Origin of the sequence: Nonomuraea cypriaca, assembly GCF_015645445.1 — a bacterium.
Classification (GTDB): Bacteria; Actinomycetota; Actinomycetes; order Streptosporangiales; family Streptosporangiaceae; genus Nonomuraea; species Nonomuraea cypriaca.
In genome coordinates this window covers 12,889-36,931 of the sequence record NZ_JADOGI010000098.1, presented here as the reverse complement: position 1 = coordinate 36,931, position 24,043 = coordinate 12,889, and the positions used below count along the sequence as shown (strand labels likewise).

Here is a 24,043-nt window from a genome sequence, read left to right as displayed (position 1 = left end):
CACCACGTTGAACGCCCCGCCGACCCCCGCCCCGGCCGCCCGCAGGCACCACCCGGCCAGGTCGCGCGCGTCGACGTACTGCAACCCGAGATCCCTGGGCGCCGGAGCGAGCACGGGACCGCCCCGCGCGATCCGGCTCAGCCACCACGGCAGCCGCCCGATGTTCTCGTACGGCCCCAGGATCAGCCCCGCCCTGGCCAGCAGCGCCCGGTCGCCGAACGCGGCCACCGCGCCCAACTCCGCCCCCGCCTTGTTCCTGGCGTAGTCGCCGTCGTCCTCGTCGTCGGCGGAGGCGGCCACGACCGGCGCGCTCTCGTCCGCGCCGAACGGCAGCGGGTCGGCGTAGACGGACCGGCTGGACACGTAGACGTAGTGGCCGGCCCGCCCCGCCAGCAGCGCCGCGGCGTCGGTGACCGCCTTGGCGGCCCACGACCAGGTGTCGACCACGACGTCCCACTCGCCGCGTTCCAGCGCGGCCAGCCCGCCGGGGGCCGACCGGTCGCCGCGTAACGCGGTCACGCCCGGGGGTGGCTCGTGGGTGCCCCGGTTGTACACCGTCACGTCCCACCCCAGGCCCAGGGCCTCCTCGACGAACGCCCGCCCGACGAACTCCGTGCCGCCCAGCACCAGAAGTCTCATGGCGTCCACTCTGGCCCCCGCGCTCCCGCGACGACAGAGGTGCACGCCCTCAGCGGAATCGCCCGCAGCGAAAGCGGGTTGCCGCGCGGGCCTGCCAGGGCCGGCGCTCGCTCGCAGCGAAAGCGGGTGGTCAGCGGCGGCGCTCGCCGGGCTAGTGAAGGCGGGTGGTCAGGGGCGGCACTCGCCGGGATCGTCCTGGTCGTCGTCGTGGTAGCGAGCCGGTGGACGGCACCCCTTCGCCTCGGGTTCGCGGCGGTGGAACCGTTCGCGAAGCAGGGCACGCCACCGCCCGGGAAGCCCCGTGGGTGGCACCCGGACGGTGAGTCCCCGTACCTCGGCGGGGAAGACGTCCGCCACCACCTCAACGCCCCGCCGTGGCGGGAGATCCGATAGCTCCACAGCCCGATCCTGGAGCCGGGAAGATGCACGGAGGGTGATGAAACGCCCGCCTTGGCGGCCCGCTTGCCGAATCTCGATCACCCATATGACCAGATCACCCGGCCTGTAGTTGTGAGTGCCATCCCTGGGTAATTGTCACTGACAGCAATACGGGGGATCGGATAGTGACACGGCTCTTTCCTCGCTCGATCCGGGCGCGCCTGACCATGATCGCGACTTTGATCGCGGCAGTGGTCTTCACTGTCACGTCCACGATCGGGCTCATCGTCATGCCCGCCAACCTGTACGGCGAGGTGAACGCCAGGGTGGAGTTGGCGGTGCGCGAGGTGGCGAGAGACGCCAGGATGGGGCGGCTCCCTCCGGTGCTGGACGTGCCATGGCGGGTCCAGCTCATCCAGGTGGTCTCCGAGGACGGCCAGGTGCTCGGCTCCACCCGCGCCCTGCGCGGTTTCCCACGGCTGTCGTCGTTCCGGCCCGCCAAGCCGGAGATCATCTACTCGGACGAACACACCCTGCCGCATTCGAGGGACAAAGGCGAGTACCTGGTCATGGCGATGCGGACGCACACGCCCGACGCCCCCGTCATCGTGTACGGGGCCGGCTCCCTCAGGGACGTCAACCGGACGCTCATATGGCTCCGCGCCGTGGTGTTCCTCGGCACCCCGGTGATGCTGCTGATCGTCGGCGGCACCACGTGGATCGTGGCCGGGCTCGCGTTGCGCCCCGTCGAGCGCATCCGCTCGGAGCTGGCCGAGATCACCCTCCAGGACCTCAGCAGGCGCGTACCAGAACCCGGCACAGGAGACGAGATCAGCGACCTGGCCGCCACCACGAACCACACCCTCGACCGCCTCCAGCGCTCCGCAGAGACCCAGCGCCGCTTCGTCGCCGACGCCTCGCACGAGTTGCGCAGCCCCATCACGGCCCTGCGCACCCAGCTCGAGGTGGCCAACGCCTGCCCGGATGAGACGGACTGGCGGGAGACGGGCGCGCACGCCCTGGCCGCGGCCGACCGGCTGACGAACATCACCAATGAGCTCCTGATGCTGGCCAGGCTGGACGCGGGCGCGGCCGTCCCGCGCAGCGTGGTGGAGATGTGCCGGTTGGCCGAGGATCAGGTACGCCGCCGGCAGGACTGCAGGGTGCCCATCTGCCTCAACGAGTGCCCTCCGGCCCCGGTCTTCGGCACGCTCACGCAGCTCGACCGCCTCCTGACCAACCTCCTCGACAACGCCACCAGGCACGCCCGCAGCAAGATCGACCTCGACGTGGCGGTGAAGGTGGACCGCGTGGTCATCACGGTGACCGACGACGGGGAGGGGATCGCGCCAGAGGACAGGGAGCGGGTGTTCGAGCGGTTCACCCGGCTGAAGGCGGCCAGGGACAAGGAGAAGGGCGGCACCGGACTCGGCCTGCCGCTGTCACGGGAGATCGCCATGGCCCACGGCGGCACACTCACCATCGCCGACCACAGACCGGGCGCGCGCTTCGTGGTGGACCTGCCGTTGTACGGGGCGAGCTGAGCCGGCGACCGTAGACTTCGCCGCATGGATCTGCGCCAGCTCGCCGACGAGATCGAAACCATCTCCAGCCGCTACGCCGAAGTGATCGGGGTCGACCGCGACGACACCTGGTTCCTGCTCAAGCTGCAGGAGGAGATCGGCGAGCTGACCCAGGCGTTCCTGATGCGTACGGGCCGCGCCAGGACGAAGGGCCACACGGCGGAGGAACTGGACGTCAACTTCCGGGCTGAACTGGCCGACGTACTGTGCCACGTGGTGCTCATGGCCCACCATCACGGCGTGGACCTCCAGACGGAGATAGAACGCAAGTGGCTCACCTGGAAGCAATAGCAACCCCGCGGTAACCGGTTAACGCGTAGCTGTGCGTTAACCGGTTACCGCGTCGGGCCGGTGGCTGGTGCACGTTTCGCCGTGACGGGGGCCGGCCATGTGCGGGTCAGAGGGCGTCTCCCTGGAGGCCCTTAGCCTTGTACGGCGGGTGGTGTGCCGTCGGCTCCGCCGTACAAGATGGAAAGGGTTTTAGCCCTTGAGAAAAGGGTTCAGCCGACGACGGTGATGCGATTGGTGGCGGGCGGGGCGATGGAAGTGTTCTGGCCGAGGTAGTCGACGAAGGCGTCGATGTCCAGCGGCCCGCTCCACAGGTCGGTGCCCTCCTGGAAGGCGAGGAACGCGTCCCCGCCGCCCACCAGGAAGTTGTTCGCCGCGACCCGGATGGACTGCGTGTCCGTCACCGCGACCCCGTCGATCTTCATGTCCGAGACCTTGGCGCCCCAGGCGGCGCTCGCGCTGTAGGTGTAGGTGAAGTTCGCCGAGGGCTGCAGGATCTTGGTGAACGCCTGGTTGTTCGGCCCGCCCGTGAACTGCTGCTCCAGCACCGTCTTGAGCTGGGCGCCGGTCAGCGTGACCACCTGCATGAGGTTGTTGAACGGCTGCACCGCGAACGCCTCGCCGTACGTGACCACCCCGTCGCCCTCGTTCGCCGGCGAACCCGCGTACGTCAGCGTGGCCCGCACGCCGCCCGGGTTCATCAGCGCGATCTGCGCGTTGCCGCCGGTCTTGGTGGCGGCCAGTTGGGCGTCGGCGATGAGGTTGCCGAGCGGGGACTCACCCGAGGGGGCGGCCGTGTTGGTGAGGTCGGCGCTGATCGTGCCGACCGCCCTGTTGGCGACGGGAGCGACGCGGTCCTTCCACGTCTGCACGAACGCCGAAATTTCGGGATCCGCGGTGACTGTCCGGGTCACGACGTGGTTGTCCGCTACGACCGAGGCGCGGTCGATGTCGCGCGTCCGGGTGTTCACGTTCATGTCGACCTGCGTGATCACCCGCCCGAACGAGCCGCCCTGCGAGAACACGCGGTCGTGGCCCGCCGGGTCCTTGACCTTGCACACGTACGCCTGGTGCGAGTGCCCGCTGAGGATCAGGTCGACCTCCGCGTCCACCTGCGTGGCGATGCGGCTGCCCGCACCAGGGACGGCGGCGCAGGCGTCGGGCGACTGACCGGCGTTCACCTGGTCGCCCTCGTGCACCAGCACGACCTGGGCCTTCACGCCCACGAGCTTGAGCAGCTTGGAGGCGACGTTCGCGGCCTTGACCTCGTCCACGAACTCGAGGTCCTTGATGCCCTCGCTGGTGACGATGCTCGGCGTGGTCTGCGTGACCGCGCCGATGAACCCGATCGGCACCCCGTTCATCCACTTGATGGAGACGGGTGGCAGCGCGGGCACGCCCCAGTCGGACAGCAGCTTCTTGATCTGCGGCTGCCGCCCGAGCGCGGCCAGCGCGTCGGTCTTCTCGTTCGGGTTCTTGAACAGGACGTTCGCGCCGACGTAGTCGTACTGCGCGCCCTTCCACTTACCGGCCGGCGAGCAGCCGTCGACCGGGTGGCAGCCGCCCTTCATGATCCGCCGCAGCTCGGTGTAGCCCTCGTCGAACTCGTGGTTGCCGACCGCGGCCACCTTGAGCCCCAGCTTGCCGAGGAACTCGACCGACGGCTCGTCGTGGTAGGCCGCCGAGATCAGCGGCGTCGCCCCGATGAGGTCGCCCTGGGCCACGGCGATGGTGTTCTTGTCGGCCAGGGCCTTCATGTGCGTGGCGATGTACGCGGCACCGCCGGCGTCGACGGTGTTGCCCTGCTCGTCCACCATCCGGCCGGACGACCCGGTCGGAGGTTCGAGGTTGCCGTGGAAGTCATTGAGCGCGAGCAGCCGCACGGGAACCGTCCGTGGGGCCTTGCTCGCATCCGCCGGGAGCGTCGTGAGCATGACCGCACCCGAGGCGACGGCTCCGGCCAGCGCCAGCCGGAGGAAGGAACGAGACGTCATGGCCCAAGACGTTACGGGGGCAACCTATGCGTCCCATGTCGCAAAGGTAACGATTTGCCAGGCTGTCACATGGCGTTATTTGCCAGTAGTACGCCTAGAGTTCGTTCTGTGAGTGTGCTCGTGAAGGTCCAAGAACGGCTCGATGACGAAGAGATCGCCGACGTGCTCGGCCTGGTCGAGGCGGCGACGGAGGCGGACGGCATCCGGCCGCTCAACGAACACGTGATGCTCCACCTGCGTTACGGCGGCGACCCCCAGGCCCGCTCGCTGCTGCTCTACGACCGGGAGGCCCTGGCGGGCTACGCCCACGTCGACCCCACGGACGAGGTCGAGGGCCCCAGCGTCGAGCTGGTCATCCACCCGTCCCACCGCCGCAGGGGCGACGGCAGGCGGTTGCTGGCCGCCGTACTCGAGCTGACCGGCGGCACGCTGCGGTTGTGGGCGCACGGCGACCACCCGGGCGCGGGGGCGCTGGCTGCGTCGTCCGGCTTCGATCGGGTGCGCTCGCTCTGGCGGATGCGCCGCTCCCTGCTCACGCCGCTGGACGCGGTCACGCTTCCCGAGGGGGTGCGCCTGCGTACGTTCGAACCGGGGCGGGACGAGGAGGCGTGGCTCAAGGTCAACGCCGCGGCCTTCGCCCACCACCCCGAGCAGGGCGCCTGGACGATGGACGACCTGCTGCTGCGCGAGCAGGAGCCCTGGTTCGACCCGGACGGGTTCTTCCTGGCCTTCCGTGACGACCGGCTCGTCGGCTTCCACTGGACCAAGATCCACGGCTCCTCCGACCACGGCCACGAGCCCCTCGGCGAGGTGTACGTCGTCGGCGTCGACCCCTCCCAGCAGGGCACCGGCCTGGGCCGGGCACTCACCCTGGCCGGTCTCGTCCACCTCCGCTCGCGCGGCCTCGGCCAGGCGATGCTGTACGTGGACGAGGCCAACACGGCGGCCATCAGACTGTACGAGTCCCTCGGCTTCTCCCGATGGGACGTGGACGTGATGTACGCCCCCGCCTCCGCGGAGTGATCCTCCTACTCCACGATGGCGTGCAGGATGTAGTACGACACCGCGGCGACGAGCGCGGCGGCCGGAATGGTCAGGATCCACGCGGTCACGATGTTCCCTGCCACACCCCACCGCACGGCGCTGAGCCGCTTGGTGGCCCCCACACCCATGATCGCCGAAGTGATCGTGTGCGTGGTGGAGATGGGTGCTCCGAAGCCGATGGCGGCCCCGTAGAGCACGGTCGCCGCCGCCGCCTCCGCGGCGAAGCCCTGTGGCGGGTCCAGCGCGATGATGCGCCGGCCCAGCGTACGCATGATCCGCCAGCCGCCCGCGTACGTCCCCAGGGAGATCGCCCCGGCGGCGGACAGGATGACCCACTGGGGGATGGAGTCGCCCTCCTGGGCGAAACCGCCGACGGTGAGGGCCAGGAAGATCACACCCATCGTCTTCTGCGCGTCCTGCAGCCCGTGCCCGAGCGCCATGGCGGCGGCCGAGACGGTCTGCGTGTAGCGGAAGCCGCGGTTGGTCTTGCCCGGCTGGCTGTTGCGGAAGATCCAGTAAATTGCGATCATGATCGCGGCGGCGAGCGAGAACCCGATCAGCGGCGAAAGGATCATCGGCACCACGACCTTCTCCAGGACGCCGTCCCAGTGCACCACGCTGGCCGAGGCCAGCGCGGAGCCGATCAGACCGCCGATGAGCGCGTGGCTGGAGGAGGACGGCAGCCCGAAGTACCACGTGATCAGGTTCCAGACGATCGCGCCGATGAGCGCGGACGCCACGATGACCAGGCCGTGTGAGCCGTCCGGCGCGTCGATGATGCCCGAGCCGACGGTCTGCGCGACCTGGGTGCCCAGGTGGGCGCCGATGAAGTTCATGGCCGCCGCCATGAACAACGCGGCCCTGGGGGTGAGGGCCCGGGTCGAGACGGAGGTCGCGATGGCGTTCGCCGCGTCGTGGAACCCGTTGGTGTAGTCGAAGGTCAATGCGATGACGACCACGCCGATGACGAGGGCGAGCGTGAGGTCCACTGGGCCTAGCTTTCCTTGACCGCGATCGACTCGACGGTGTTGGCCACGTGCTCGAAGGCGTCGGCCGCCTCTTCGAGCGCGTCGACGACCTCCTTCATCTTCATGACCGTGAGGGCGTCGTACTCGCCGCTGAACAGCTTGGCCAGCAGCCTCCTGTAGACCTGGTCACCCTGGTTCTCGAGGCGGTTGACCTCGATCCAGTACTCGTTGAGGTTCTTCATCGACCGCAGCCGCGGCATGGCCTCGGCGGTCAGTTCCGCGGCCCGCTCGAGCACCTCGACCTGGCGGACGACGTCCTTGGGCAGGTGGTCGATCTGGTACAGGACGATGAGGTCGGAGGCCGCCTCCATGGCGTCCATCACGTCGTCGAGGTTGGAGGCGAGGCGGTAGATGTCCTCACGGTCGAACGGAGTGATGAAGCTCTCGTTGAGCCGGTTCATGATCGCATGGGTGCGTTCGTCACCGGCGTGTTCGCAAGCGCGCATCTTCTCGGCCAGGGCTTCCCTGTCCGAGCCGTCACTGATGATCTCGACCAGAAAGCGGGATGCCGTGACCAGGTTGTTCGCCGAGTCGGCGAACAGGTCGTAGTAGCTGTCCTCACGTGGCGTGAGACGCAGACGCACGTCGTTCTCCAGATGTGCGGGGATGGTCCGTGCAAAGGGTACGGGTTACCAGGCGAAATGCGAACTTCATGTCCCCTTCTCCTTCTCGCTACCCTGCGTATGGTGTACGACACCGGCGCCAGAGGACTTCGTCAAGGGTGGCCTTTCAGTGCAAAGGGCCCTTCCTCTGGCGCCTCAGTGCACATCCGACCGCACGAAACTGGGAATAACGTGTGAACGTCCGGTGAACCCCAGCAGGATCATGACAGGGCGGCACGCACGGATGCCAGAGGGGCCCCGATCAGATCTTGGTCCGATGAAAGTTCTTGAACGAGCGGGACGGGGTGGGCCCGCGCTGCCCCTGATACCGCGAACCGTACCGCGCCGACCCGTACGGGTGTTCGGCGGGTGAGCTCAACCGGAACACGCAGAGCTGCCCGATCTTCATCCCCGGCCAGAGCTTGATCGGCAACGTGGCCACGTTCGACAACTCCAGGGTCACATGCCCGCTGAACCCCGGATCGATGAACCCGGCGGTGGAGTGCGTCAGCAACCCCAGCCGCCCCAGCGAACTCTTCCCCTCCAGCCTCGACGCCAGATCGTCGGGCAACGTGATCATCTCGTAGGTGGAAGCCAGCACGAACTCCCCGGGATGCAGGATGAACGGCTCATCCCCGCCCGGCTCCACCAACCGCGTGAGATCCGGCTGCTCCGCCGACGGATCGATATGCGGATACCTGTGGTTCTCGAACACCCTGAAAAACCGGTCGAGCCGCACGTCGATGCTGGACGGCTGGATCATCTCCCGATCGAACGGATCGAGCGCGAGCCGCCCGGTTTCGATCTCAGCGAGGATGTCACGATCAGATAGCAACACGCAGAGCAACCTACCGCCCGCCCGGAAACTCTGCGGCGCCGGGATTGCTGAAGTGCGCCAAGTTTCCGGTACAGTAGGGGCGCGACTTCGGGTCGTACGCGGGTGTAGTTCAATGGTAGAACATCAGCTTCCCAAGCTGACAGCGCGGGTTCGATTCCCGTCACCCGCTCCATTTTTCCCGACCTCCGTTCGTGGCGGGGTCAGTCGACCCAAGGTTGCGCCAGCGGCACCACTCGATCAGCCTCGACATCGAACCCGAGTACTGGGTTGTCTCGATCCCAGTCCCCCTCTGGCGACATCATCACCGGCTTGCCCAGCCGCCGCCCGATCATCGTGATGAACTCACACAGGATGTCCGGCCGCTCCTGTCCCTGAAGCTCTCGCAGATCGACATCGAAGTCGATCGCGTCATCCGACAGGAACCGGAAGATCGCCAGTACATCAGGCGCCGGCCAAACGCGAAGATTCGGGCACTCGGCATCCACCGGTCGGGATAGCACCTGCTCGGCGCGAGGCAACGGCATGACGACGTCGCCTTCGTGATACTCGCTTCTCCAGCCATGGGCTTCGATCAAATCGAGGACCATCTGCCAGTCCTCAGCCGAGGTGTCCGTAACCCAAACATCCGGCAGTGTCCCCATCAGGTCAGGATCGAAGAAACTCCTGACCTCATCCCACACCAATTCCGACACCCCGCCATGCTGCCCGCTGATGCGAGCCGCCGCACCTCGCGCAGATCGAGCCATCATGATCGCGTGCCAGATGCGTGCCAGAACAGACAGGGAACCGCGGTCACTCACGGGGACTCACGGTCAACCGGCCCGCCCTGACCTGCACCCCTGCTTTCCCAGCTCAGCCCAGCATGATCAGTAGCCGGTTCCCAAGCTGACAGCGCGGGTTCGATTCCCGTCACCCGCTCTCAGTCTGAAGGCCCAGGTAGAACGGTGATTCGGTACCTGGGCTTTGATCTTGTCTGGGCTTGGTTTTGCTGTCGCGCCAGATTCGTCCCAGACAGTCTATCTTGCTGTGATCATCCGACTGGTTCGAGTGCTCCGTCGTCGTCGTAAGCCCCGCGTCGTCACCGGGCTCGAGTCCTTGCTTGACGATCTAGCTCAGCTGCGCAGGGCCGCAACCGCTTCAACGAGGCCGGCGCGCTCCAGAGCGTCGAGAACGTCATTGATAGTCTGTGGCGGCTTAGTGCGTGAGTCCGCGATCTGTTGCACGCAAGCCCAGACGACGCGGTCATCGAAGTCAATCTGATCAAGGACGAAATCGTCCGGGCTTTTGGCATCTACGCCCCATGTGGCCAGCGTCTCGACTGGGAAGTCCCGCAGGTTCGACGTCACGATCACCTGGGCGTTCGCCTTGATGGCCGCAGCCAGCACGTGCCTGTCGTCAGGGTCCGGCAATTTAAGACCCTCGATGATCGGCTCGTACCCTTCGACAATGCAGTCGGGGACGGCGTCAATCACCAGTTCGCGCAGCCGCTCCAGCTTGGCTGGAGCGATATCTGGCAGGTTCGCGGCGAGATTCCGCTGTACCTCATCCAGGATCGCATGCGTCCACTTGGCCTGGACCAGGCCAGATTGCGCTAGCCGGATCAGCAGGTCCCTTTGCGTGTTGCCGAATAGGGCGTTGGCATCGTAGATCACGACAAAAGGCATGACTACAGCCCCAATTCCTGGCCTAGTTCGCTCAGTTCGTCGGCCGCCCCTCTGCGCCTAGCCGAGTCCTGACGCTTGTACTCCATGAGGTCGTCATGCCGGATTCGTCGATGCCTGCCGACCAGCCGGTACGGGATGGCGCCTGCCTCCAATAGGCTGATGAGATACGGGCGCGAGACATTTAGCATGGCTGCTGCCTGCTGTGTTGTCAGCTCCGCGTGTGACGGCATCACCTGCACGCCTCGCCCCTCGGCGACCTGGGCAAGGATGAAGGCCAGCATCGACACGGCTTCGCGCGGGAGGATCAAGGCGTCGTCGCCAACCACCTCTGCCGCAACCTCGATGGTCTTTTCCTCTGGGTGTCGCATCAGATAGTCCTTGATGCGTCGGAGCGCCCGCTCTGACTGCTCCTGGTCAAGGCTGCCCGGTTTGATCGAGCTTGCGAGTTGCGTTCCTGTCATGTGTCTATCCTTCCCCGCTGTAATCGAAGTATCCGCAACAAGCGCAGCAAACGCAAGCGGCTGCGCTGCCGATCTCGGCCTACCTGCGCTGGCGCTGTCGCCAACGGATCTGACATTCAGGTGGGCGATGCCCGTGAGCTGCAGACCACAGTCGTGGCTATTGGCGATCCCACAGTGGGGACGGGAGCGTCAGGCGGACAGGTGCGGGCGTCGCGCAAGACACTGGATCGCGGGCTGATCGTCGGGCCATTAGCGGGCCATTAAGAGGGGTGAAGAGGGGTCAACCACGGTCACTCAGGACCGGCTCGCTGCCCAGCTCAGCGCCCCAGTGGGCCGTGATCGATGCAGTTCCCAAGCTGACAGCGCGGGTTCGATTCCCGTCACCCGCTCCCATGCTAAAGGTCCAGGTCCGGGACATGAACCGGAACACAGTGCCTTGATCGTTCTCGGCCCAGAACGCTCGGAGGAGTCCACCTGGCCTTGGCCGAGAGGGGTTACAGAGCCAAGGCGTGCTGTAGCGCCCGGCCGACGTCCATCATTGTGGGCATCGACAGCGCCCCTAGATCGGCGATGATCTGGTCTCGGTACAGGGGGCCGAGGTCGTCGCAGTTGACGTAGCCAGTGAGCGGGTCACCAGCGCGCAGGGCGGCCCAGGATGGCAGATCGCGGCGAGTGGTGGTGATCCGCGCTACCAGACAATCATCGATGGCGTTGTTGCGGGCATTGTTGGAGACCACGAGCCATGGCTTGAGCCCGAAACCGAGATCGGCTCGATAGATCCGGCCGCGGACGGGGACGATGTTGGGGGCAGCGTTCACGCTCGCGTTCCACCATCCATCACGTTGCCGCGATCCCAGCCACGGCGGGCGGTGCGGTAAGCGCGGTCCTCGTCGTCCATCTCGGCTGCCCACGCCGCATACCCCGTGGTTGCCACCTGCTGAGTGACGGCATCCCGTCCTGCGCGGACCAACGCGGCGAGGATCTCTGCGTCTGAGGCGCTGGCGCTCAACTCCTGGCCGGTGAGCTGCGCCAGGGCCTGGCGCTCGGGGCTGACAGGAGCGTGCATGCGCTCCAGAGTGGTGACATCCTCAGTTCCCATTGGGACACTCTTGCGAACACTCATGCAGCCAAGTGTACAGCAGAGAGTGCAACTAAGGATGCTGCAAACTATGCTGCATGAACGGAGGAGTGTCTCGCGGCGGGCCATCGCACCCGCCACTTGCCGCGCTCGCATAGAGGCCAGGTCAGCGAGGCGGTGGCGGGCCGCGCCCGCCTATTGATCCTCACTATTGGGCGAGGGGCGCTCCGGCTCCGGGGTGATCGCTGTACCGTGTGCCAGGGTCGTAGGTGGCTGAGGCGGAATCCTGATTATCCCGCCCACCATCAACCGGCAGGCGGCCAGCGTGCGAGCGTTGCGCAGGAAACCCCAGGGCTGATCGTCGTGCCACTAGCGTGCCATTAAGGGCGGTAACGAGGGGTCAACCACGGTCACTCACGGCTGGCCTTAGTCCCAGGTCGACGCCCCTACGAGGCAAGATCCCTGCTGTTCCCAAGCTGACAGCGCGGGTTCGATTCCCGTCACCCGCTCTCGGGGAGCCCTGCTCGCTGCCCTCCGGGTCGGCTTCGCAGGGCTTCTGTGCTTGTCGGGGGGACGACCCCCCGAGCCCCCGCGTACCACCCTCTCCGTGGGTCTTCTCCATTCAGGGCGCGGTTGATGTCTTCGGGATGGTTTTTCGGGGAGCCCCTGCTCGCCGGCCTCTGGCCATGTGCTGGTAGATCATTGCCGTCCGTACATGGTCATGCCCCATCCGCGCCATCAGGCGATGTCGTGGACGTTGTGCTCGCGGAAGTCGGATGCGTGCCGGGCAACAGTGCGGTAGTCGGCGTCGTCGTGGAGGACGGTCAGGCCGTGCTGGGCCGCGGTGGCGGCGATGACGAGGTCCACCGCAGAGGCGCTGCGATGCTCCCCGGCTCGAGCCATACGGTGTTGTACCGCGCTGATCCAGCGCCCGGCGTTCTTCGGCACCGACACGTCGGGGTAGAGGTCGATGAACATCTCCGCGATCTCGTCGTACTCGCGCCCATTGTGGGCGCTGTAGAGAAACTCGGCGCGCTGCACGTAGCACGATGCGACGACCCCGGCATCGATCGCGTCATACCAGGACGCTTGCAGCTTCGGGGTGCGGAGTAGTCGAACCAGGCCGGAGGTGTCGAGCAGGTAGATCACCGGCTGTGCTTCTCCGCCTGGTGCAGGCGCTCGGCGTCCTCGACGGCGCCCCACTCACGAGCACGCTCGAAGTGGCGGCTTATGCGCGCCGCACGCTCCTGCTGTTCGGCGTAGAAGCGCAGAGCGAGATTGACCGTCTCCTTCTTGGTCTTGACCTTGGACAGAGCCATGGCGCGTTCCAGGGCGTCCTCGTCGATGTCGATCTGGGTCACAGCCATACCGCACCTCCTAGCGAATGTTGGTGATGTACATCAGAGTATATCTCACCAACATGGCGAGGGCTCCTGCTCCTTGGACTCGGCGCCCCGCCTTCTTACTGGAGATCATTTCCAAGAATCCTGGACCGCCGAGGCAGGCTGCTCTTTGGGGGTCCTGCTCGATTGGCGGGGAGGCGACATCGTCTCAGATACGTGGCCATTGTTCTCGGTGGGGATCACCGTTCCGCTGGTGCTCACGTTCCTGCACCGATCACGTACAGGCTCATGGCCCACCGTGCTGAGAGCCGCTAGCACGGGGTTCCTGATCATCGGGTTGTGGATGCTACTGCGCTCAACATGGTTCCTCGTCGAATACCAGGGCGATTCCAATGCCATAGACATGCATGTCAAAGCCGGAGCGGGCTTGGTAATCGCCGCTGGTGTCTGCGCTGTCGTTGACTACCTCCGCAAAGCAACGCCTCCGGCGGGGGGCGCTCCGACTCCGGGATGACCGCCCCGCAGGCGTGAGATCCGTGGACGGCTGAGGTGGAAGCCTGATCACCCCGCCCACCATCGACCCGGGACAAGCCGCTTCCCCTTCGGGCGGGACGACGGGAGACGGAATGATCAGACGGTCAGGCTCGTGCGGATGCACAGACATCCCGGAATCACCGCGTCGTACCGTTCGTTGCATGTCTCTTCTCGGCGGATCATTACGCGTCCTCACGGGTGTTGTCACTTTAAGTAAGGCAGCCCTTGTCCTGATCGTTCTCGTATCAGCGCTCGTAGGTGGTGTCGTGGCGACCTTGCTGTCCTCCGGTGATATGCCGCTTCATGTCGCCGAAGGGCGCGCGGTGCTGATGACCGACGGCTCGGGCACCTTCGTGAGGGATGACGAGAACATGTCGGCGTTCATCCCTGCTGGCATCCCATGGGAGGATCCCAGCGGTGCCTCTCATATGGGGGACCGACCCGAGTGCCTCTCGGATGAGAAGAATGACGCGGCGACGCAGGCCCGAGTGAAGGCCGGGTACAGGACGGTGAGCATGCCTGACGGCGGCGGCTACACGTTGGTTGCCTGGCTCAAATGCCTGTAGAGAGAGTTACGAGACTGATCGTCGTGCCATAAGCGTGCCATTAAGGGGAGTAACGAGAGGCCAACCACGGTCACTCATGACCGGCCGCAGCCGCAGGCCAGCGCCGCCGCCGGCGTCAGGGCAGTTCACCGACCGGCGCGACGATATGCGCTCCATTGCTGGTGCACCGCCAAACGGCGATCCCCTGGTCCCATCCGGCGTGCAGGCCAAGATCGTGCGTAGCGCAGACAGGCCAGACTCTCCAGATCAGCTCCATGATCGTCTCTTGGACGGCATCGGCGACCTGCGCGAGCGCCGTTTGAGGGGTGCTTCCCATGATGGGCGGGATGCCGTTGCCGTGGTAACCGCCCTGGAACTCCACCCAGGCGAGACCTCTGCTGTCCCAGTCGTGGGTAACCAAGCGGAGCGTACCGGTGATTCCTCGGGCGCGAACGTCGCGCTTCACGACGTCTAGTGCGTGCTCCAGCGTCGTCCACAGACGGGGTTCGCTGGCGAAGGTCGGCTCGAAGTTGGTGTCGCCGAGAAGCCTCTCGCCCAGGCGGATCAGGTCGGCCGTGGTCAGATGGGCAGGGGGGCGTTGGAGGAGTTCCCGCGTAGCCGGAGTGCTCACGCCCCATTCCTCCAGCAAGGACGCCGGTTCGAGGACGGGTTCGGCGTCGACGCCGCCGTCGCGCAATGCCGTGTAGATACGGCCCGTCAACTCGTCGATCACCTGCTTGGCTTGCTCATCGGAGTGCACGTTGCAGTGTTGCCTCGCTGCATCAAGCCCGGCAAGAGAGATTTTCCGCAGGGGGTATTGACGATGCACGGCTGTCCCGAGGGGATCGAGCTGATCGTTAGGCCATTAGCGGGCCATTAACCAGGGTGAGGAACGGTCAACCACGGTTTACTCGGGTCCGGCCTTCTGCGCAGCTCAGCGCCTTGGCGGGCCGTGATCGATGCAGTTCCCAAGCTGACGGCGCGGGTTCGATTCCCGTCACCGCTCTAACTATGGAGGCCCAGGTCAGGAGGCACATCCTCGCCCGGACCTTGATCGTTTTGGTGGAGTTAGCCGATCCTCCGTAGTGGGCGTTCCCTCGGGCAGCACATACTTGAGGGGATGAAACCAGCCAGCGGCGCACCCCGTCGTCACCTGCCCACAAGTCCCTTCAAACCTCCGCCTCCTGCTCTGCCTGTCGAGCGGTTCAGCCTGAACGACCAGGTGACCCATGATCGATATGGCCTTGGCGTCGTCATTGGTGTAGAAGACGAGGTCGCCGTGTTCGTCGATTTCGGATCGCGGCAGGAACGAATCACCACACCATTCCACAAGCTATACAAGCTATGAGCCCGCACTGCGGGGAACACACAGCGTGAGCACATCCACCGCTCAGTGGCCAGGAAATCTACGCGAGATCCGGCGACTACGTGATTTGGCAGAGCTCAGATCTTGATGACGATGGCGGGTCCACCGCACAGGGCGGCGAGGTCCTCAGGGTCGGAGGTGAGAACCGTGACGGGGCCAGGGGCAGCGAGGGCGGTGGCGCTGAGCATGGCATCGATGGCGTACTTGTGCCCGTGCAGGCCGGCGTCGGCCAGGAGAGTGGCGGCGTGGCGGGCGATCGGTTCTGTGACCGGTTCGATGACAAGGCGGGACAGCGTCCACTCCAGGGCCGGTCGGTTGATGCGGGGGTGGACCACTTCGACGAGGGTGACGGCTGAGGTGATGACGCGGAGGTCGTCCGCGCGGGCGAGGGCGAGCCATGCGGTGACCGTACGGTCGCGCAGGACGGCCTTGGCCAGTCCCTCGCTATCGAGGACGAGGGTGCCGCCGGGGGTGGCGGGAGAACGGGTCACGCGGAATCTGCTCCATCGTGGGCTTGTCGCTGCCGGGCCTGGTGGAGCAGGTCGCGCAGTGCCTGTACCTCGTCGTCGGTGATGGGGCCGTGCTCGGCCTCGGCGACTTGAATGAGTTCGCTGAGGTTGTCGCGCTCGATCTGGCGGGCCACGGCGGCGGCGACGTAGGCGGACAGGCCAGAAGGGCCGCTCCGGGACCGGGCGGCCTCCGCGATGTCGCGCGGCATAGTGATCGAATACTTGCCAGTAGGCTCGCTCATGCCCTCTATCCTACCTCTCATCCTCCTGAGCCTCCCAGTCGCTTGTTCGCGTCGGGGGCCGCCGTCGGTGAGTTGTGACGGTGAGAGCTGAGCGGCGCAACGCATGGCCGAAGGCAATGGTTGGCGGACCACCGGGCGGACGGTGTCCGTGATCTCGGTCTCGTGGCGAGCGGCGTCCAGAGCGGTGCATCGCGAGGTGGAGGAGGAGGCCGTAGCGGTGTTCTATGGCCGACGACAATGCAGCGAGGTGTCGCTCGGGGTACGGCGAGCGTGGCCGGGAGGGCGGTCACCAGTCCGCCTACGAGCCGGCGACGGCCCACCTCCCAGACGAAGCCGTCCGGGTCGGTGAAGGGCCCGGCATCGCTGCCAATGATGAGCCGGTGCGATCCGGTGCCGTCGGGAGCGACGCCGGCGACCTTGGCGAGGGCACGACGCTTGTAGAGCGACAGTTTGACGGGACTCGACGAAGTGGCGAACTCGACGTACCTGCGGCCGTAGCTCTTCGTCACGGCGACCTGCCGTCAACGCATGCTGTCCTCTGTCACCGAAGGTTGAGCACGTGCCATCGAACCTTGGTCGGCGTCAGCTCAGGTCACAGGTGTGCGGCTGTGCGTGATCGCTCAAGGTCGGAGCCGCTACAGCCTTTCCGTGCAAGGTGGTGGTCACCCGGGTGCTCGCGAGCAGGGTGTGCCGAACCCGATTGCCCACAGTGCGGGTGTCGTTAATCGCTTGTCGGCCGCCATGTGCATCGCCGATGATTGCGGCCATGGAGACGACACGACGAGCCGACATGTTCACCGCGGATGGCAAGCCCTCTGACGACGACCCACGGGAGAACGGGCCCACGTTGGGCGACGAGCGCGCCACGCTGGTCGAATCCCTGCGCTGTGCCCGCCTCACCTTGGAGATGAAGTGCTCGGGTCTTGATGCGGAGGCCATGGCGCGGCGTTCCGTCGAGCCGTCGACGATGTCGCTTCTGGGGCTGGTGCGGCACCTGGCCGAGGTGGAGCGTGCGACGTTCCGGGTGCTGATGGCGGGACAGGACGTGCCCAAGCTGTTCTGCTCCGACACCAACCGTGACGGTGATTTCGATGGTGCTGTCCCCGACCCTCAGGTGGTGGCGGAGGCGTGGGACGCATGGCGTGCGGAGGTGGACTTCGCCACGCGGTTCGTGGCCGAGGCGCCCAGTCTCGACATCACCGCCGACGATCCCTTGAATCTGCATGGCAGCGGTGGAGGGCTGATGTCGCTGCGCGAGGCGCTGGTCGGAAGCATCTGGGAGTATGGCCGCCACATGGGTCACGTCGACCTGTTGCGCGAGCGGATCGACGGACGCATAGGCCAGTAATGGCGCGGTAGCGCGAGCAAACGCCCGCCGGGCCGTCAGCGACGTACCAGCCAGAGATCAGCGCCAGTACGGCGGGCTCCGAAGTCGGCCAGGAGAGCGATGGAAGCCAGGTTGGTGTCGTCGATCTCGGTGGAAACCTCCGTCAGCCCCCGCCCGTGGAGGACACCGAAGACCTGAGACAGCATCGCTCTGGCCAGCCCCCGCCGCCGATGAGCCCGGGTCACCGCGACCATGCCGAGCCGCGGCCCGCTGGGCCTGATCCAGATCCTGGCGATCCCGGTGTACAGCCCCGTCGAGCCGTTGACGGCCACGAGGTAGGTGGCGGGATCGTACTGGGACGACTCGTAGGTCTCCTTCCGGAAACCCCGCTCGTCCCAATTCCAGCCCTCAGCTCCGGGAACGTCCTGCCGCAGTTCGTCATCAAGCTCCCGCAGCTCGAGCTCGGGCACCAGGTCCGCGGTGACCAGCGTGAAGCCGGAGGGAGCCGGAACACTCGCCGGACCCGTGGACACGGTGTAGCGGCTCTCACGGCGCTCCAGGACGAACCCGGCATCCGTCAATGGGGAGAGATCGTCGCCTTCGTCCACCACGACGCGGAGGGGCCGCCCGAAATGCCCCGCCATGGCCGCGGCCAACGGTGCGTAGGCGTCTGCCCGGCAGCCGTGAAAGAAGGCCAAACAGGCATCGTTGGGCATCACTAACCCACTCGCCCGCCCCACCTCCGATCCGGAATCGCGGGCCGTCCACCCGTCGCGCGTGCTGACGATCTCCATGCGGGCCACGCTATGCCGCCACACAGCCGGCTCGCCGGATGGCCCGGCGCGTACATGCCCGGAGAGCCATCTATGAATGTGTGAAGGTGAGGGTCCGGATCTGCTCGAGCATGGACGGCCAGAGTTGCCTGGGCAGGTCATGGCCCATGCCGGGGTAGGTGACCAGGCGTGCGCCGGGGATGGCTGCCGCGGTTGCCTGTCCGGCCTTGAGTTGGATGACCGGGTCGTCCTCGCCGTGCAGGACGAGGGCGGGGATGCGTAGTGTGGCCAGTGCCTTGCGCCGGTCGCCGGAGACGGTGACCGCGGCACGCTGGCGCGCGTCGCCTTCGGGAGTGCCGGGATGGCGCTCATAGGAGCGGCGGCCGATGTCGCCCACCTCCTTCTCGCCGAAGGGGTAGCGCGGGGAGCCGATGAGCTTCCTCATCGCGACTGCCTCTTGCGCTGCCTGGTCCGGGCTGGTGACCGGCGTGTTGGAGAGTTTCATGATCGCTCTCAGGGTGGCGATCTTGGGTATGGTGCCGATCCGAGCCGCGGGGGTCGACATGATCGAGGTGAGGGTGCGCACCCGGGTGGGGTGCAGGATGGCGAGGGTCTGGGCGATCATCCCGCCCAGCGAGGTGCCGACCAGGTGCGCGGACTGCCACCCGAGGGCGTCCAGTACCGCGAGGGCGTCCTCGGCCATGTCCTTCAGCCGGTACGCGGCGAGCCCGTCGGCCGCTCACTCGGGGACGACGAGGCGATCGACACCCTGACCGGACTGCTGCGACACGGCCTCACCGGCCCCCGGCCATAGCGGCCTACCAATCACCACATCGACAACCGAGGAATCGCAGGAGCTTGGCGGAAGGGACGGACGGCGTTCTGATAAATCATCGCGGTGCGAGGGTTGTCGTGCCCTGTACCTGCATTGGGTCCTTGAGCCCTGAGCCTGAGTCGGCCGCGATCATGTTCCGTGTGCTGAGCCGGTCGGCTCACCGTCCGGGCGTGGACAGGCCTACCCGCGGCTGGCAGGCTGCGGTAAGTGACGGCTCTGGCGGGTGGCCGTACAACGATGGGAGGAGCTGTGGGCGAGGAGATCTGCGTCCGGTCGCCCCGCCTGCTCGCCGGGCGCCTCCGCGATTGCGGCGGGTATGAGGAACGCATCGCCGTGCCGGTACGACGATCCGAGCTCGCGTCGTGCGACCTGACCATGCTCGTCGGCTTCGCCGACCCGGTGGTCGTATCGCCCGCGGCAGCGTACGTCTCGCTGCTCGCGGGCCCGCGCGACGTGCCGGCGACGACCGGTCTGAGCGGCGTGCAGCACGGTGTGCGGCTGACGCTCGATCCGCTGACCGCGTACTCGCTGTTCGGCGTCCCGTTGCGGCTGCTGCGCAACGACGCCGTCGACCTCGGCGCGTTGCTCGGCGCCGACGCCGAACGGCTGATCGCCCGGCTCGCCGAGGCGCCACGCTGGGCGCGGCGGTTCGAGCTGCTGGACGCGGCCCTCGGCGACCTGCTGGTTCGCGGGCCGGCACCGGACCCCGGCGTCGTTTGGGCGTACCGGCGGCTGCGCACCACGCGGGACGTGCGGATCGCCGAGCTGGCCGAGCGGCTCGGCTGGAGCCGGCGGCACCTGGCTCGCCGGTTCGCCGATCAGGTCGGGCTCCGCCCGAAGACCGTGGCCCGGATCTCCCGGCTCCAGCACGCGGTCACGCTCCTCGCCGTGCGCCCCCGTGCCGGCGCGCACGCCGCCGCCGCAGCCGGCTATGCCGACCAGGCGCACCTCGTCCGCGAGGCCCGCGCACTCACCGGCAGCACGCCTACCCAGCTCGCGCAGGGGTCCCATTCGTTCAAGCCCATAAGCGGAGGCGCACGTACGTTCGGCGGATGAGGTTCCCGTGGACGTACTTTCTGCTCGTTGCCGCGCTGTCGCTGCCGATCTATGTGCTGAGCCCGTTCGTGCACGGCCTGGGCATGCCCAAGAACATGCCGGTGCTGGATGCGGTGCTGGCGTTCGTCCCGTTCGCCGCCGCGGCGATTCTCACCCACCGGCGGGAGGGCTTCGCCGGCGTCGGCCGGCTGCTCCGCCGCGCGGTGGACTTCCGGCGCATCAGGCCGGTCTGGTACCTGCCGGTGCTGCTGCTGGGCCCGGTCACGCTGCTGCTCACGTACGGGCTGATGCGGTTGTTCGACGTCCGGCTGCCCGGCCAGCCGCAGCTGCCGGTGGTGGCGATGCTGGTGCTGCCGCTGGTGTTCCTCCTCGCCGCCGCCGGCGAGGAGCTCGGCTGGACCGGTTACGCCGCCGACCGGCTGCGGGAGCGATACGGCCTGCTCGCCGGCTCGCTCGTCCTCGGGGTGGTGTGGTGGGCGTGGCACCTGCCGTCGATCGTCGTGAGCGGGCAGCCGCCGGTGCTCGTCGCGCTGGGCGCGCTGACGGGTGTCTGCGGCCGGGTGATCTGGATGTGGATCTACGCCGGTACGCGCAGCGTCGCGGCGATCGTCGTCGTGCACGCGGTGGCGAACGTGTGCGCGTCGTACGTACCTTCGGTGCCGACGGCCGCGCTCGGACCGGTGACGACCGTGCTCGCCATCGCGTGCGTGCTCGGTAGCCGCCGGTGGGGCCGTCCAGCGGTTCCCGGATGACGTCGAGGTCCCTTAGCAGGTGGATGACGGCCTCGCATTCTGGGGCGCCACGCTGCTGGTCGCCGGGCTCTTCGCGCGCCTGTACTTCGCCGGCGCCGACCAGACCGCTTTCCAGCTCACCGAGGTCATCGGGCTGGACCAGGCGACGAACGCGATCACGAAGGAATACGCCGACGTCTCCTACGGACCGTGGCGAGTGCCGGTCTGGGCCTCGGTCGGCCAGTACGCGGGCTCGCTCCTCTTGGCCATCGCCGTCTGGCGCTCAGGCCTCTTCGGCACCGCCCGCGCCGTGATGTTGCTGTTGGCAGGAGGCACCTGGATGGGTGTGCTGAAGGGTGCCTCCATCCCCGACGTGCTGGTCACTGTCCTGCTCTGCGTGGCCTTGGTCCCGCTGGGCGTTCGGGTGCTGCGCGATCGCCTGCCGACACCGGCCGGCCGGTCCAAGGTGCTGAGCTGGTGAGCGGCGGAGGTCGGTGCCGGCTGCGCGCTCGATGCGGTCCTGATCTCATGACCTGCGCGGCGGGGCTATTCTCCGGGCGGGAAGTCGGCCGAGCGGCTCACCTCCGCCCAGCGCGCCGCCTCCGCGGCTCGGGCCTGGGACGAGTGTTCGGCCAGTTCCACCGCGTCCGAGCCGAGCAGGAGGCGCAGCGGCGGCTCGTCGAGGTCGACGAGGTCCAGAATGATCCGGGCCGCCCGCGCGGGGTCTCCCGGCGCCGTACGGTCGAAGCCGGCGCGGCGGCGGTTCATCGCGCCGACGGTCTGCTCGTAGTCGGGGCCGACAGGGGGCGTCCTCATGGACGAGCCCGCCCAGTCGGTACGGAACCCGCCCGGCTCGATGATGGTGACCTTGATGCCCAGCGGCTTCACCTCGCTGTTCAGCACCTCCGAGAAGCCCTCGACCGCGAACTTCGCCGCCTGGTACGCGGCCAAACCCGGCGAGCCGCCCACTCGGCCCCCGATCGAGGAGAACTGGAGGAAGTGTCCAGAACGCTCTCCGCGCAGGACCGGGAGGGCGGCCTTCGTGACGTTCACGACGCCGAAGAAGTTGGCTTCGACCTGTGCGCGGAAGTCCTCGTCCGGGATCTCCTCGATGGGGGCGGAGTTCGCGTAGCCGGCGTTGTTGACCACCACGTCGAGGCCGCCGAACTCGTCGACGGCGAAGCTCACGGCGGCACGCGCGGCCTCGGCGTCGGTGACGTCCAGGGCGAACGTGCGTACCCGGTCGCCGTACTTCGGCACGAGGTCGTCGAGTTGCCCGGGGCGGCGCGCGGTGGCGACCACCCGATCGCCGCGCTCCAGCGCGGCCACCGCGAGCTCGCGGCCGAAGCCGCGCGAGCTGCCGGTGATGAGCCAGGTCCTGCTCATATCTGTCTCCTCTTCCCTCACGGGACCTTCCGGGGTGAATTAACTGTCACACTAACGTAGCACTAACCTTCGTTTGTGCCATCCTTGAATGGAGATTGGGCGGTGAGATGGCACACAACGCGTAAGGTAGGAGGGCAATGAGAGCTGATGCCGCGCGCAACCTGGACGCCGTCCTGCGCACCGGGGCCCGGTTGCTGGCGGAGGACCCGGCGACCAGCATCGCCGCGATCGCCACCGAGGCCGGGGTCGACAGGCGTACCGTCTACCGGCGCTTCGCCACCCGCGAGGCCCTGCTCGCCGCCGTCTTCGAGGCGAAGCTCGACTCCTCGCAGCGGGTTCTCGACCAGGCGCGACTCGTGGAGGCGCCCGTGCCCGTGGCGCTGCACCGCTACGTGGAGGCCATCGTCCCGGTGAGCCGGGAGTGGCCGTTGGACACGCGCCGGATGATGCGCGCGGACCCCGACGCGAACGCGCGGCGGGAGGAGCAGAGCGGCCGCCTCGACAGGTTCGTCCAGCGGGCGGCCGACGAGGGTTTCCTGCGGTCCGACGTGCCACCCGGCTGGGCCCGCGCCATGCTGGACCATCTCGTGGACACGGCCGCCCACCAGTTTCCCCGGATCGAGCCACCCCAGGCCGCCGACCTCGTCGTCGACACCCTGCTGAACGGCGTCGGCGGCCGCCGGCCCGGGCTCACCCCGCGATGACGGCCGAGGGCCGGCCCTCGGCTAACGAGCAGCCGGTACGGTGTCGCGGGCGCGCCTGACGAGGTCGAAGTACTCCGCCAAGGTCGTTCCTCCAGTGGGCCGTCCCTGACCACGGTTTTCAGCCCGGCTTCATCATGAATTCAGCCGAATGGACGACCGTCTCTCCCAACATTGGCAGGCCCAGGTGGCAAAGTCCGCCTGGGCCGTCTCATCAGGGAGAGATGGCCCGTATTACCCGCATGTTCGTGTCCGTCATCGCGCCGGTTTTCATGGGCCGGGCTCGCCCTCGCCGCTCCGCCTGCGATGGCGAGCGTTACGCAGGGCGCGTCGCTGATCGTCGTCCCACTCGGTCCACCGCCCCCAGCGCCGAACTGCAATATCAGCGCCAACCTGACTGTCACCGCCGACGCCTACATCTCGAAATGCCGGAAGGCCGGGATTCGCAGAGAGTTTCCCGGGCAGAATGCGCCGACTGGTGAAGTCCGAGGCATCGGGCCTGACACCGGGGACGCTCCCCGGCGTCAGGCCCCAAGGCGTCAGGACGGGAGATCCGCCAGGCGCTCCCGCAGACCCCGCGGGCCCCCGTTCTCCCGCAACTCCGCAAGGCGCTCCCGCAGCTTGCCGAAGTCCCGAGGCGGGCTGGTGACGGACGAGGCGGTACGGCTCTCGCCGTTCCGCGTGCCGGCCACCATGACCTCGTCGCCCGTCTTGATGTCGGACACGGAGGTGTCTTCCTTGTCTCCGCGGATCTTGGTGTCCCCGGTGAGGGCCCAGGTCCACGAGGTCCCATCGGTGCTCTTGACCGTCATCGCAGTGCCGGAGATCCCAGCGACCTGGCCTCGCTGCCAGTTGTGCACCGTTTTCCCGCCGTCCTCGGACTGGGTCACCGTCTCGCCGTACAGCATCGTGCCGGGCGCCGGCAGATCCCGGGAGAAGTCCGGACCGGCGCTGGCTCGCACGGTCGGCTGGGTCGCCTCGCCCGACGACGCGGCGTAGGCCGCCCCGCCGAGCCCTCCCACGATCAGAACCGCCGCGGCGATCACCACCAAGCGCTTCATATGCGCTCCTTTCAATCGGCTTCCGGCAGTCTGTGAC

The 24,043-nt window shown here is 67.3% G+C and carries 30 protein-coding genes and 1 tRNA gene; 11 read left to right on the top strand and 20 right to left on the bottom strand.

Going from position 1 to position 24,043, the window contains the following annotated elements:
- The coding region (locus ITP53_RS29005; protein WP_195898630.1) for an NAD-dependent epimerase/dehydratase family protein at positions 1 to 639 on the bottom strand (639 nt) is incomplete at its 3' end.
- Positions 640 to 807: 168 nt separating this feature from the next.
- The gene (locus tag ITP53_RS29000) at positions 808 to 1,038 is read right to left on the bottom strand and encodes a hypothetical protein (protein WP_195898629.1); all 231 of its coding nucleotides are present in this window, start codon (positions 1,036 to 1,038) and stop codon (positions 808 to 810) included.
- Between the two features lie 218 nt (positions 1,039 to 1,256).
- Here ITP53_RS29000 and ITP53_RS28995 point away from each other — a divergent pair, with 218 nt between their 5' ends.
- A complete protein-coding gene (locus tag ITP53_RS28995) occupies positions 1,257 to 2,561 on the top strand; it encodes a sensor histidine kinase (protein WP_195898628.1) in 1,305 nt (434 codons plus the stop codon).
- Positions 2,562 to 2,585: 24 nt separating this feature from the next.
- Positions 2,586 to 2,891, top strand: a complete 306-nt coding sequence (locus tag ITP53_RS28990) for a nucleoside triphosphate pyrophosphohydrolase family protein (RefSeq protein ID WP_195898627.1) — start codon at positions 2,586 to 2,588, stop codon at positions 2,889 to 2,891.
- Between the two features lie 209 nt (positions 2,892 to 3,100).
- Here ITP53_RS28990 and ITP53_RS28985 read toward each other — a convergent pair whose 3' ends face one another.
- Positions 3,101 to 4,882: a bifunctional metallophosphatase/5'-nucleotidase gene (locus tag ITP53_RS28985; RefSeq protein WP_195898626.1), complete on the bottom strand. Its 1,782-nt coding sequence runs from the start codon at positions 4,880 to 4,882 to the stop codon at positions 3,101 to 3,103.
- A 108-nt stretch (positions 4,883 to 4,990) separates the two neighbouring features.
- Here ITP53_RS28985 and mshD point away from each other — a divergent pair, with 108 nt between their 5' ends.
- Positions 4,991 to 5,905, top strand: a complete 915-nt coding sequence (gene mshD, locus ITP53_RS28980) for a mycothiol synthase (protein ID WP_328816102.1) — start codon at positions 4,991 to 4,993, stop codon at positions 5,903 to 5,905.
- 5 nt (positions 5,906 to 5,910) lie between these two features.
- Here the strand turns inward: mshD and ITP53_RS28975 are convergent, their stop codons facing one another.
- From ITP53_RS28975 to dcd, 3 genes are all read right to left on the bottom strand, one after another.
- Positions 5,911 to 6,915: an inorganic phosphate transporter gene (locus tag ITP53_RS28975; RefSeq protein ID WP_195898624.1), complete on the bottom strand. Its 1,005-nt coding sequence runs from the start codon at positions 6,913 to 6,915 to the stop codon at positions 5,911 to 5,913.
- 5 nt (positions 6,916 to 6,920) lie between these two features.
- Positions 6,921 to 7,538, bottom strand: a complete 618-nt coding sequence (locus tag ITP53_RS28970) for a DUF47 domain-containing protein (protein ID WP_195898623.1) — start codon at positions 7,536 to 7,538, stop codon at positions 6,921 to 6,923.
- A 280-nt stretch (positions 7,539 to 7,818) separates the two neighbouring features.
- Positions 7,819 to 8,394, bottom strand: coding sequence for a dCTP deaminase (dcd, locus tag ITP53_RS28965; protein ID WP_195898622.1), 576 nt, complete (start codon positions 8,392 to 8,394; stop codon positions 7,819 to 7,821).
- A 98-nt stretch (positions 8,395 to 8,492) separates the two neighbouring features.
- Between dcd and ITP53_RS28960 the strand changes: the two genes are divergently transcribed.
- A tRNA-Gly gene (locus tag ITP53_RS28960) sits at positions 8,493 to 8,566 on the top strand.
- 28 nt (positions 8,567 to 8,594) lie between these two features.
- Here the strand turns inward: ITP53_RS28960 and ITP53_RS28955 are convergent.
- From ITP53_RS28955 to ITP53_RS28925, 7 genes are all read right to left on the bottom strand, one after another.
- Entirely contained in the window at positions 8,595 to 9,194 is a 600-nt protein-coding gene (locus ITP53_RS28955; protein WP_328816099.1) for a hypothetical protein, read from the bottom strand.
- 312 nt (positions 9,195 to 9,506) lie between these two features.
- Positions 9,507 to 10,046, bottom strand: a complete 540-nt coding sequence (locus ITP53_RS28950) for a PIN domain-containing protein (protein WP_328816097.1) — start codon at positions 10,044 to 10,046, stop codon at positions 9,507 to 9,509.
- 14 nt (positions 10,047 to 10,060) lie between these two features.
- Complete coding sequence (locus ITP53_RS28945) at positions 10,061 to 10,519, bottom strand: helix-turn-helix domain-containing protein (RefSeq protein WP_195898620.1); 459 nt, start codon at positions 10,517 to 10,519, stop codon at positions 10,061 to 10,063.
- Positions 10,520 to 11,013: 494 nt separating this feature from the next.
- Positions 11,014 to 11,337 carry a type II toxin-antitoxin system PemK/MazF family toxin gene (locus tag ITP53_RS28940; protein WP_328816094.1) on the bottom strand — a complete coding sequence of 108 codons (324 nt, stop codon included), beginning with the start codon at positions 11,335 to 11,337 and terminating at the stop codon, positions 11,014 to 11,016.
- The gene (locus ITP53_RS28935; RefSeq protein WP_195898619.1) at positions 11,334 to 11,642 is read right to left on the bottom strand and encodes a molecular chaperone GrpE; all 309 of its coding nucleotides are present in this window, start codon (positions 11,640 to 11,642) and stop codon (positions 11,334 to 11,336) included. The genes ITP53_RS28940 and ITP53_RS28935 overlap by 4 nt, the downstream gene beginning before the upstream one ends.
- Positions 11,643 to 12,335: 693 nt before the next feature.
- The gene (locus ITP53_RS28930; RefSeq protein WP_195898618.1) at positions 12,336 to 12,746 is read right to left on the bottom strand and encodes a PIN domain-containing protein; all 411 of its coding nucleotides are present in this window, start codon (positions 12,744 to 12,746) and stop codon (positions 12,336 to 12,338) included.
- Positions 12,743 to 12,964, bottom strand: a complete 222-nt coding sequence (locus ITP53_RS28925; protein WP_195898617.1) for a type II toxin-antitoxin system VapB family antitoxin — start codon at positions 12,962 to 12,964, stop codon at positions 12,743 to 12,745. Before ITP53_RS28925 ends, ITP53_RS28930 begins: the two co-directional genes overlap by 4 nt.
- A 671-nt stretch (positions 12,965 to 13,635) precedes the next feature.
- Here ITP53_RS28925 and ITP53_RS28920 point away from each other — a divergent pair.
- Entirely contained in the window at positions 13,636 to 14,040 is a 405-nt protein-coding gene (locus tag ITP53_RS28920; protein WP_195898616.1) for a hypothetical protein, read from the top strand.
- A 115-nt stretch (positions 14,041 to 14,155) separates the two neighbouring features.
- Here ITP53_RS28920 and ITP53_RS28915 read toward each other — a convergent pair whose 3' ends face one another.
- On the bottom strand, positions 14,156 to 14,779 hold the full coding sequence (locus tag ITP53_RS28915; RefSeq protein ID WP_195898615.1) for a hypothetical protein: 624 nt from the start codon (positions 14,777 to 14,779) through the stop codon (positions 14,156 to 14,158).
- A gap of 360 nt (positions 14,780 to 15,139) precedes the next feature.
- On the opposite strand from ITP53_RS28915, the gene ITP53_RS28910 reads away from it, so the two are divergent.
- Positions 15,140 to 15,367: a hypothetical protein gene (locus tag ITP53_RS28910; RefSeq protein ID WP_195898614.1), complete on the top strand. Its 228-nt coding sequence runs from the start codon at positions 15,140 to 15,142 to the stop codon at positions 15,365 to 15,367.
- A gap of 95 nt (positions 15,368 to 15,462) precedes the next feature.
- On the opposite strand, the gene ITP53_RS28905 is transcribed toward ITP53_RS28910, so the two are convergent.
- Positions 15,463 to 15,876 (bottom strand): type II toxin-antitoxin system VapC family toxin, encoded by a 414-nt coding sequence (locus tag ITP53_RS28905; protein ID WP_195898613.1) that lies wholly within the window; start codon positions 15,874 to 15,876, stop codon positions 15,463 to 15,465.
- Positions 15,873 to 16,136, bottom strand: a complete 264-nt coding sequence (locus ITP53_RS28900; RefSeq protein ID WP_195898612.1) for a CopG family transcriptional regulator — start codon at positions 16,134 to 16,136, stop codon at positions 15,873 to 15,875. Before ITP53_RS28900 ends, ITP53_RS28905 begins: the two co-directional genes overlap by 4 nt.
- A 790-nt stretch (positions 16,137 to 16,926) precedes the next feature.
- Between ITP53_RS28900 and ITP53_RS28895 the strand changes: the two genes are divergently transcribed.
- Positions 16,927 to 17,484 carry a DinB family protein gene (locus tag ITP53_RS28895; protein WP_207756547.1) on the top strand — a complete coding sequence of 186 codons (558 nt, stop codon included), beginning with the start codon at positions 16,927 to 16,929 and terminating at the stop codon, positions 17,482 to 17,484.
- A 35-nt stretch (positions 17,485 to 17,519) separates the two neighbouring features.
- Here ITP53_RS28895 and ITP53_RS28890 read toward each other — a convergent pair whose 3' ends face one another.
- Entirely contained in the window at positions 17,520 to 18,161 is a 642-nt protein-coding gene (locus ITP53_RS28890; protein WP_207756546.1) for a GNAT family N-acetyltransferase, read from the bottom strand.
- 166 nt (positions 18,162 to 18,327) lie between these two features.
- Positions 18,328 to 18,948: an alpha/beta fold hydrolase gene (locus tag ITP53_RS28885; RefSeq protein ID WP_268961163.1), complete on the bottom strand. Its 621-nt coding sequence runs from the start codon at positions 18,946 to 18,948 to the stop codon at positions 18,328 to 18,330.
- A 372-nt stretch (positions 18,949 to 19,320) separates the two neighbouring features.
- On the opposite strand from ITP53_RS28885, the gene ITP53_RS28880 reads away from it, so the two are divergent.
- Genes ITP53_RS28880 through ITP53_RS28870 form a run of 3 tightly spaced genes read left to right on the top strand, consistent with a single transcriptional unit; the run spans position 19,321 to position 21,339 of the window.
- Positions 19,321 to 20,127, top strand: coding sequence for a helix-turn-helix transcriptional regulator (locus ITP53_RS28880; RefSeq protein ID WP_195898609.1), 807 nt, complete (start codon positions 19,321 to 19,323; stop codon positions 20,125 to 20,127).
- Positions 20,124 to 20,879, top strand: a complete 756-nt coding sequence (locus tag ITP53_RS28875) for a CPBP family intramembrane glutamic endopeptidase (protein ID WP_195898608.1) — start codon at positions 20,124 to 20,126, stop codon at positions 20,877 to 20,879. Before ITP53_RS28880 ends, ITP53_RS28875 begins: the two co-directional genes overlap by 4 nt.
- Positions 20,880 to 20,898: 19 nt before the next feature.
- Positions 20,899 to 21,339 (top strand): hypothetical protein, encoded by a 441-nt coding sequence (locus ITP53_RS28870; RefSeq protein ID WP_195898607.1) that lies wholly within the window; start codon positions 20,899 to 20,901, stop codon positions 21,337 to 21,339.
- A 65-nt stretch (positions 21,340 to 21,404) separates the two neighbouring features.
- Here ITP53_RS28870 and ITP53_RS28865 read toward each other — a convergent pair whose 3' ends face one another.
- Complete coding sequence (locus tag ITP53_RS28865; protein WP_195898606.1) at positions 21,405 to 22,244, bottom strand: oxidoreductase; 840 nt, start codon at positions 22,242 to 22,244, stop codon at positions 21,405 to 21,407.
- Positions 22,245 to 22,381: 137 nt separating this feature from the next.
- Between ITP53_RS28865 and ITP53_RS28860 the strand changes: the two genes are divergently transcribed.
- Positions 22,382 to 22,948 (top strand): TetR/AcrR family transcriptional regulator, encoded by a 567-nt coding sequence (locus tag ITP53_RS28860; RefSeq protein ID WP_195898605.1) that lies wholly within the window; start codon positions 22,382 to 22,384, stop codon positions 22,946 to 22,948.
- Positions 22,949 to 23,484: 536 nt separating this feature from the next.
- Here the strand turns inward: ITP53_RS28860 and ITP53_RS28855 are convergent.
- A complete protein-coding gene (locus tag ITP53_RS28855) occupies positions 23,485 to 24,006 on the bottom strand; it encodes a DUF5666 domain-containing protein (protein WP_195898604.1) in 522 nt (173 codons plus the stop codon).
- Positions 24,007 to 24,043 lie beyond the last annotated feature (37 nt).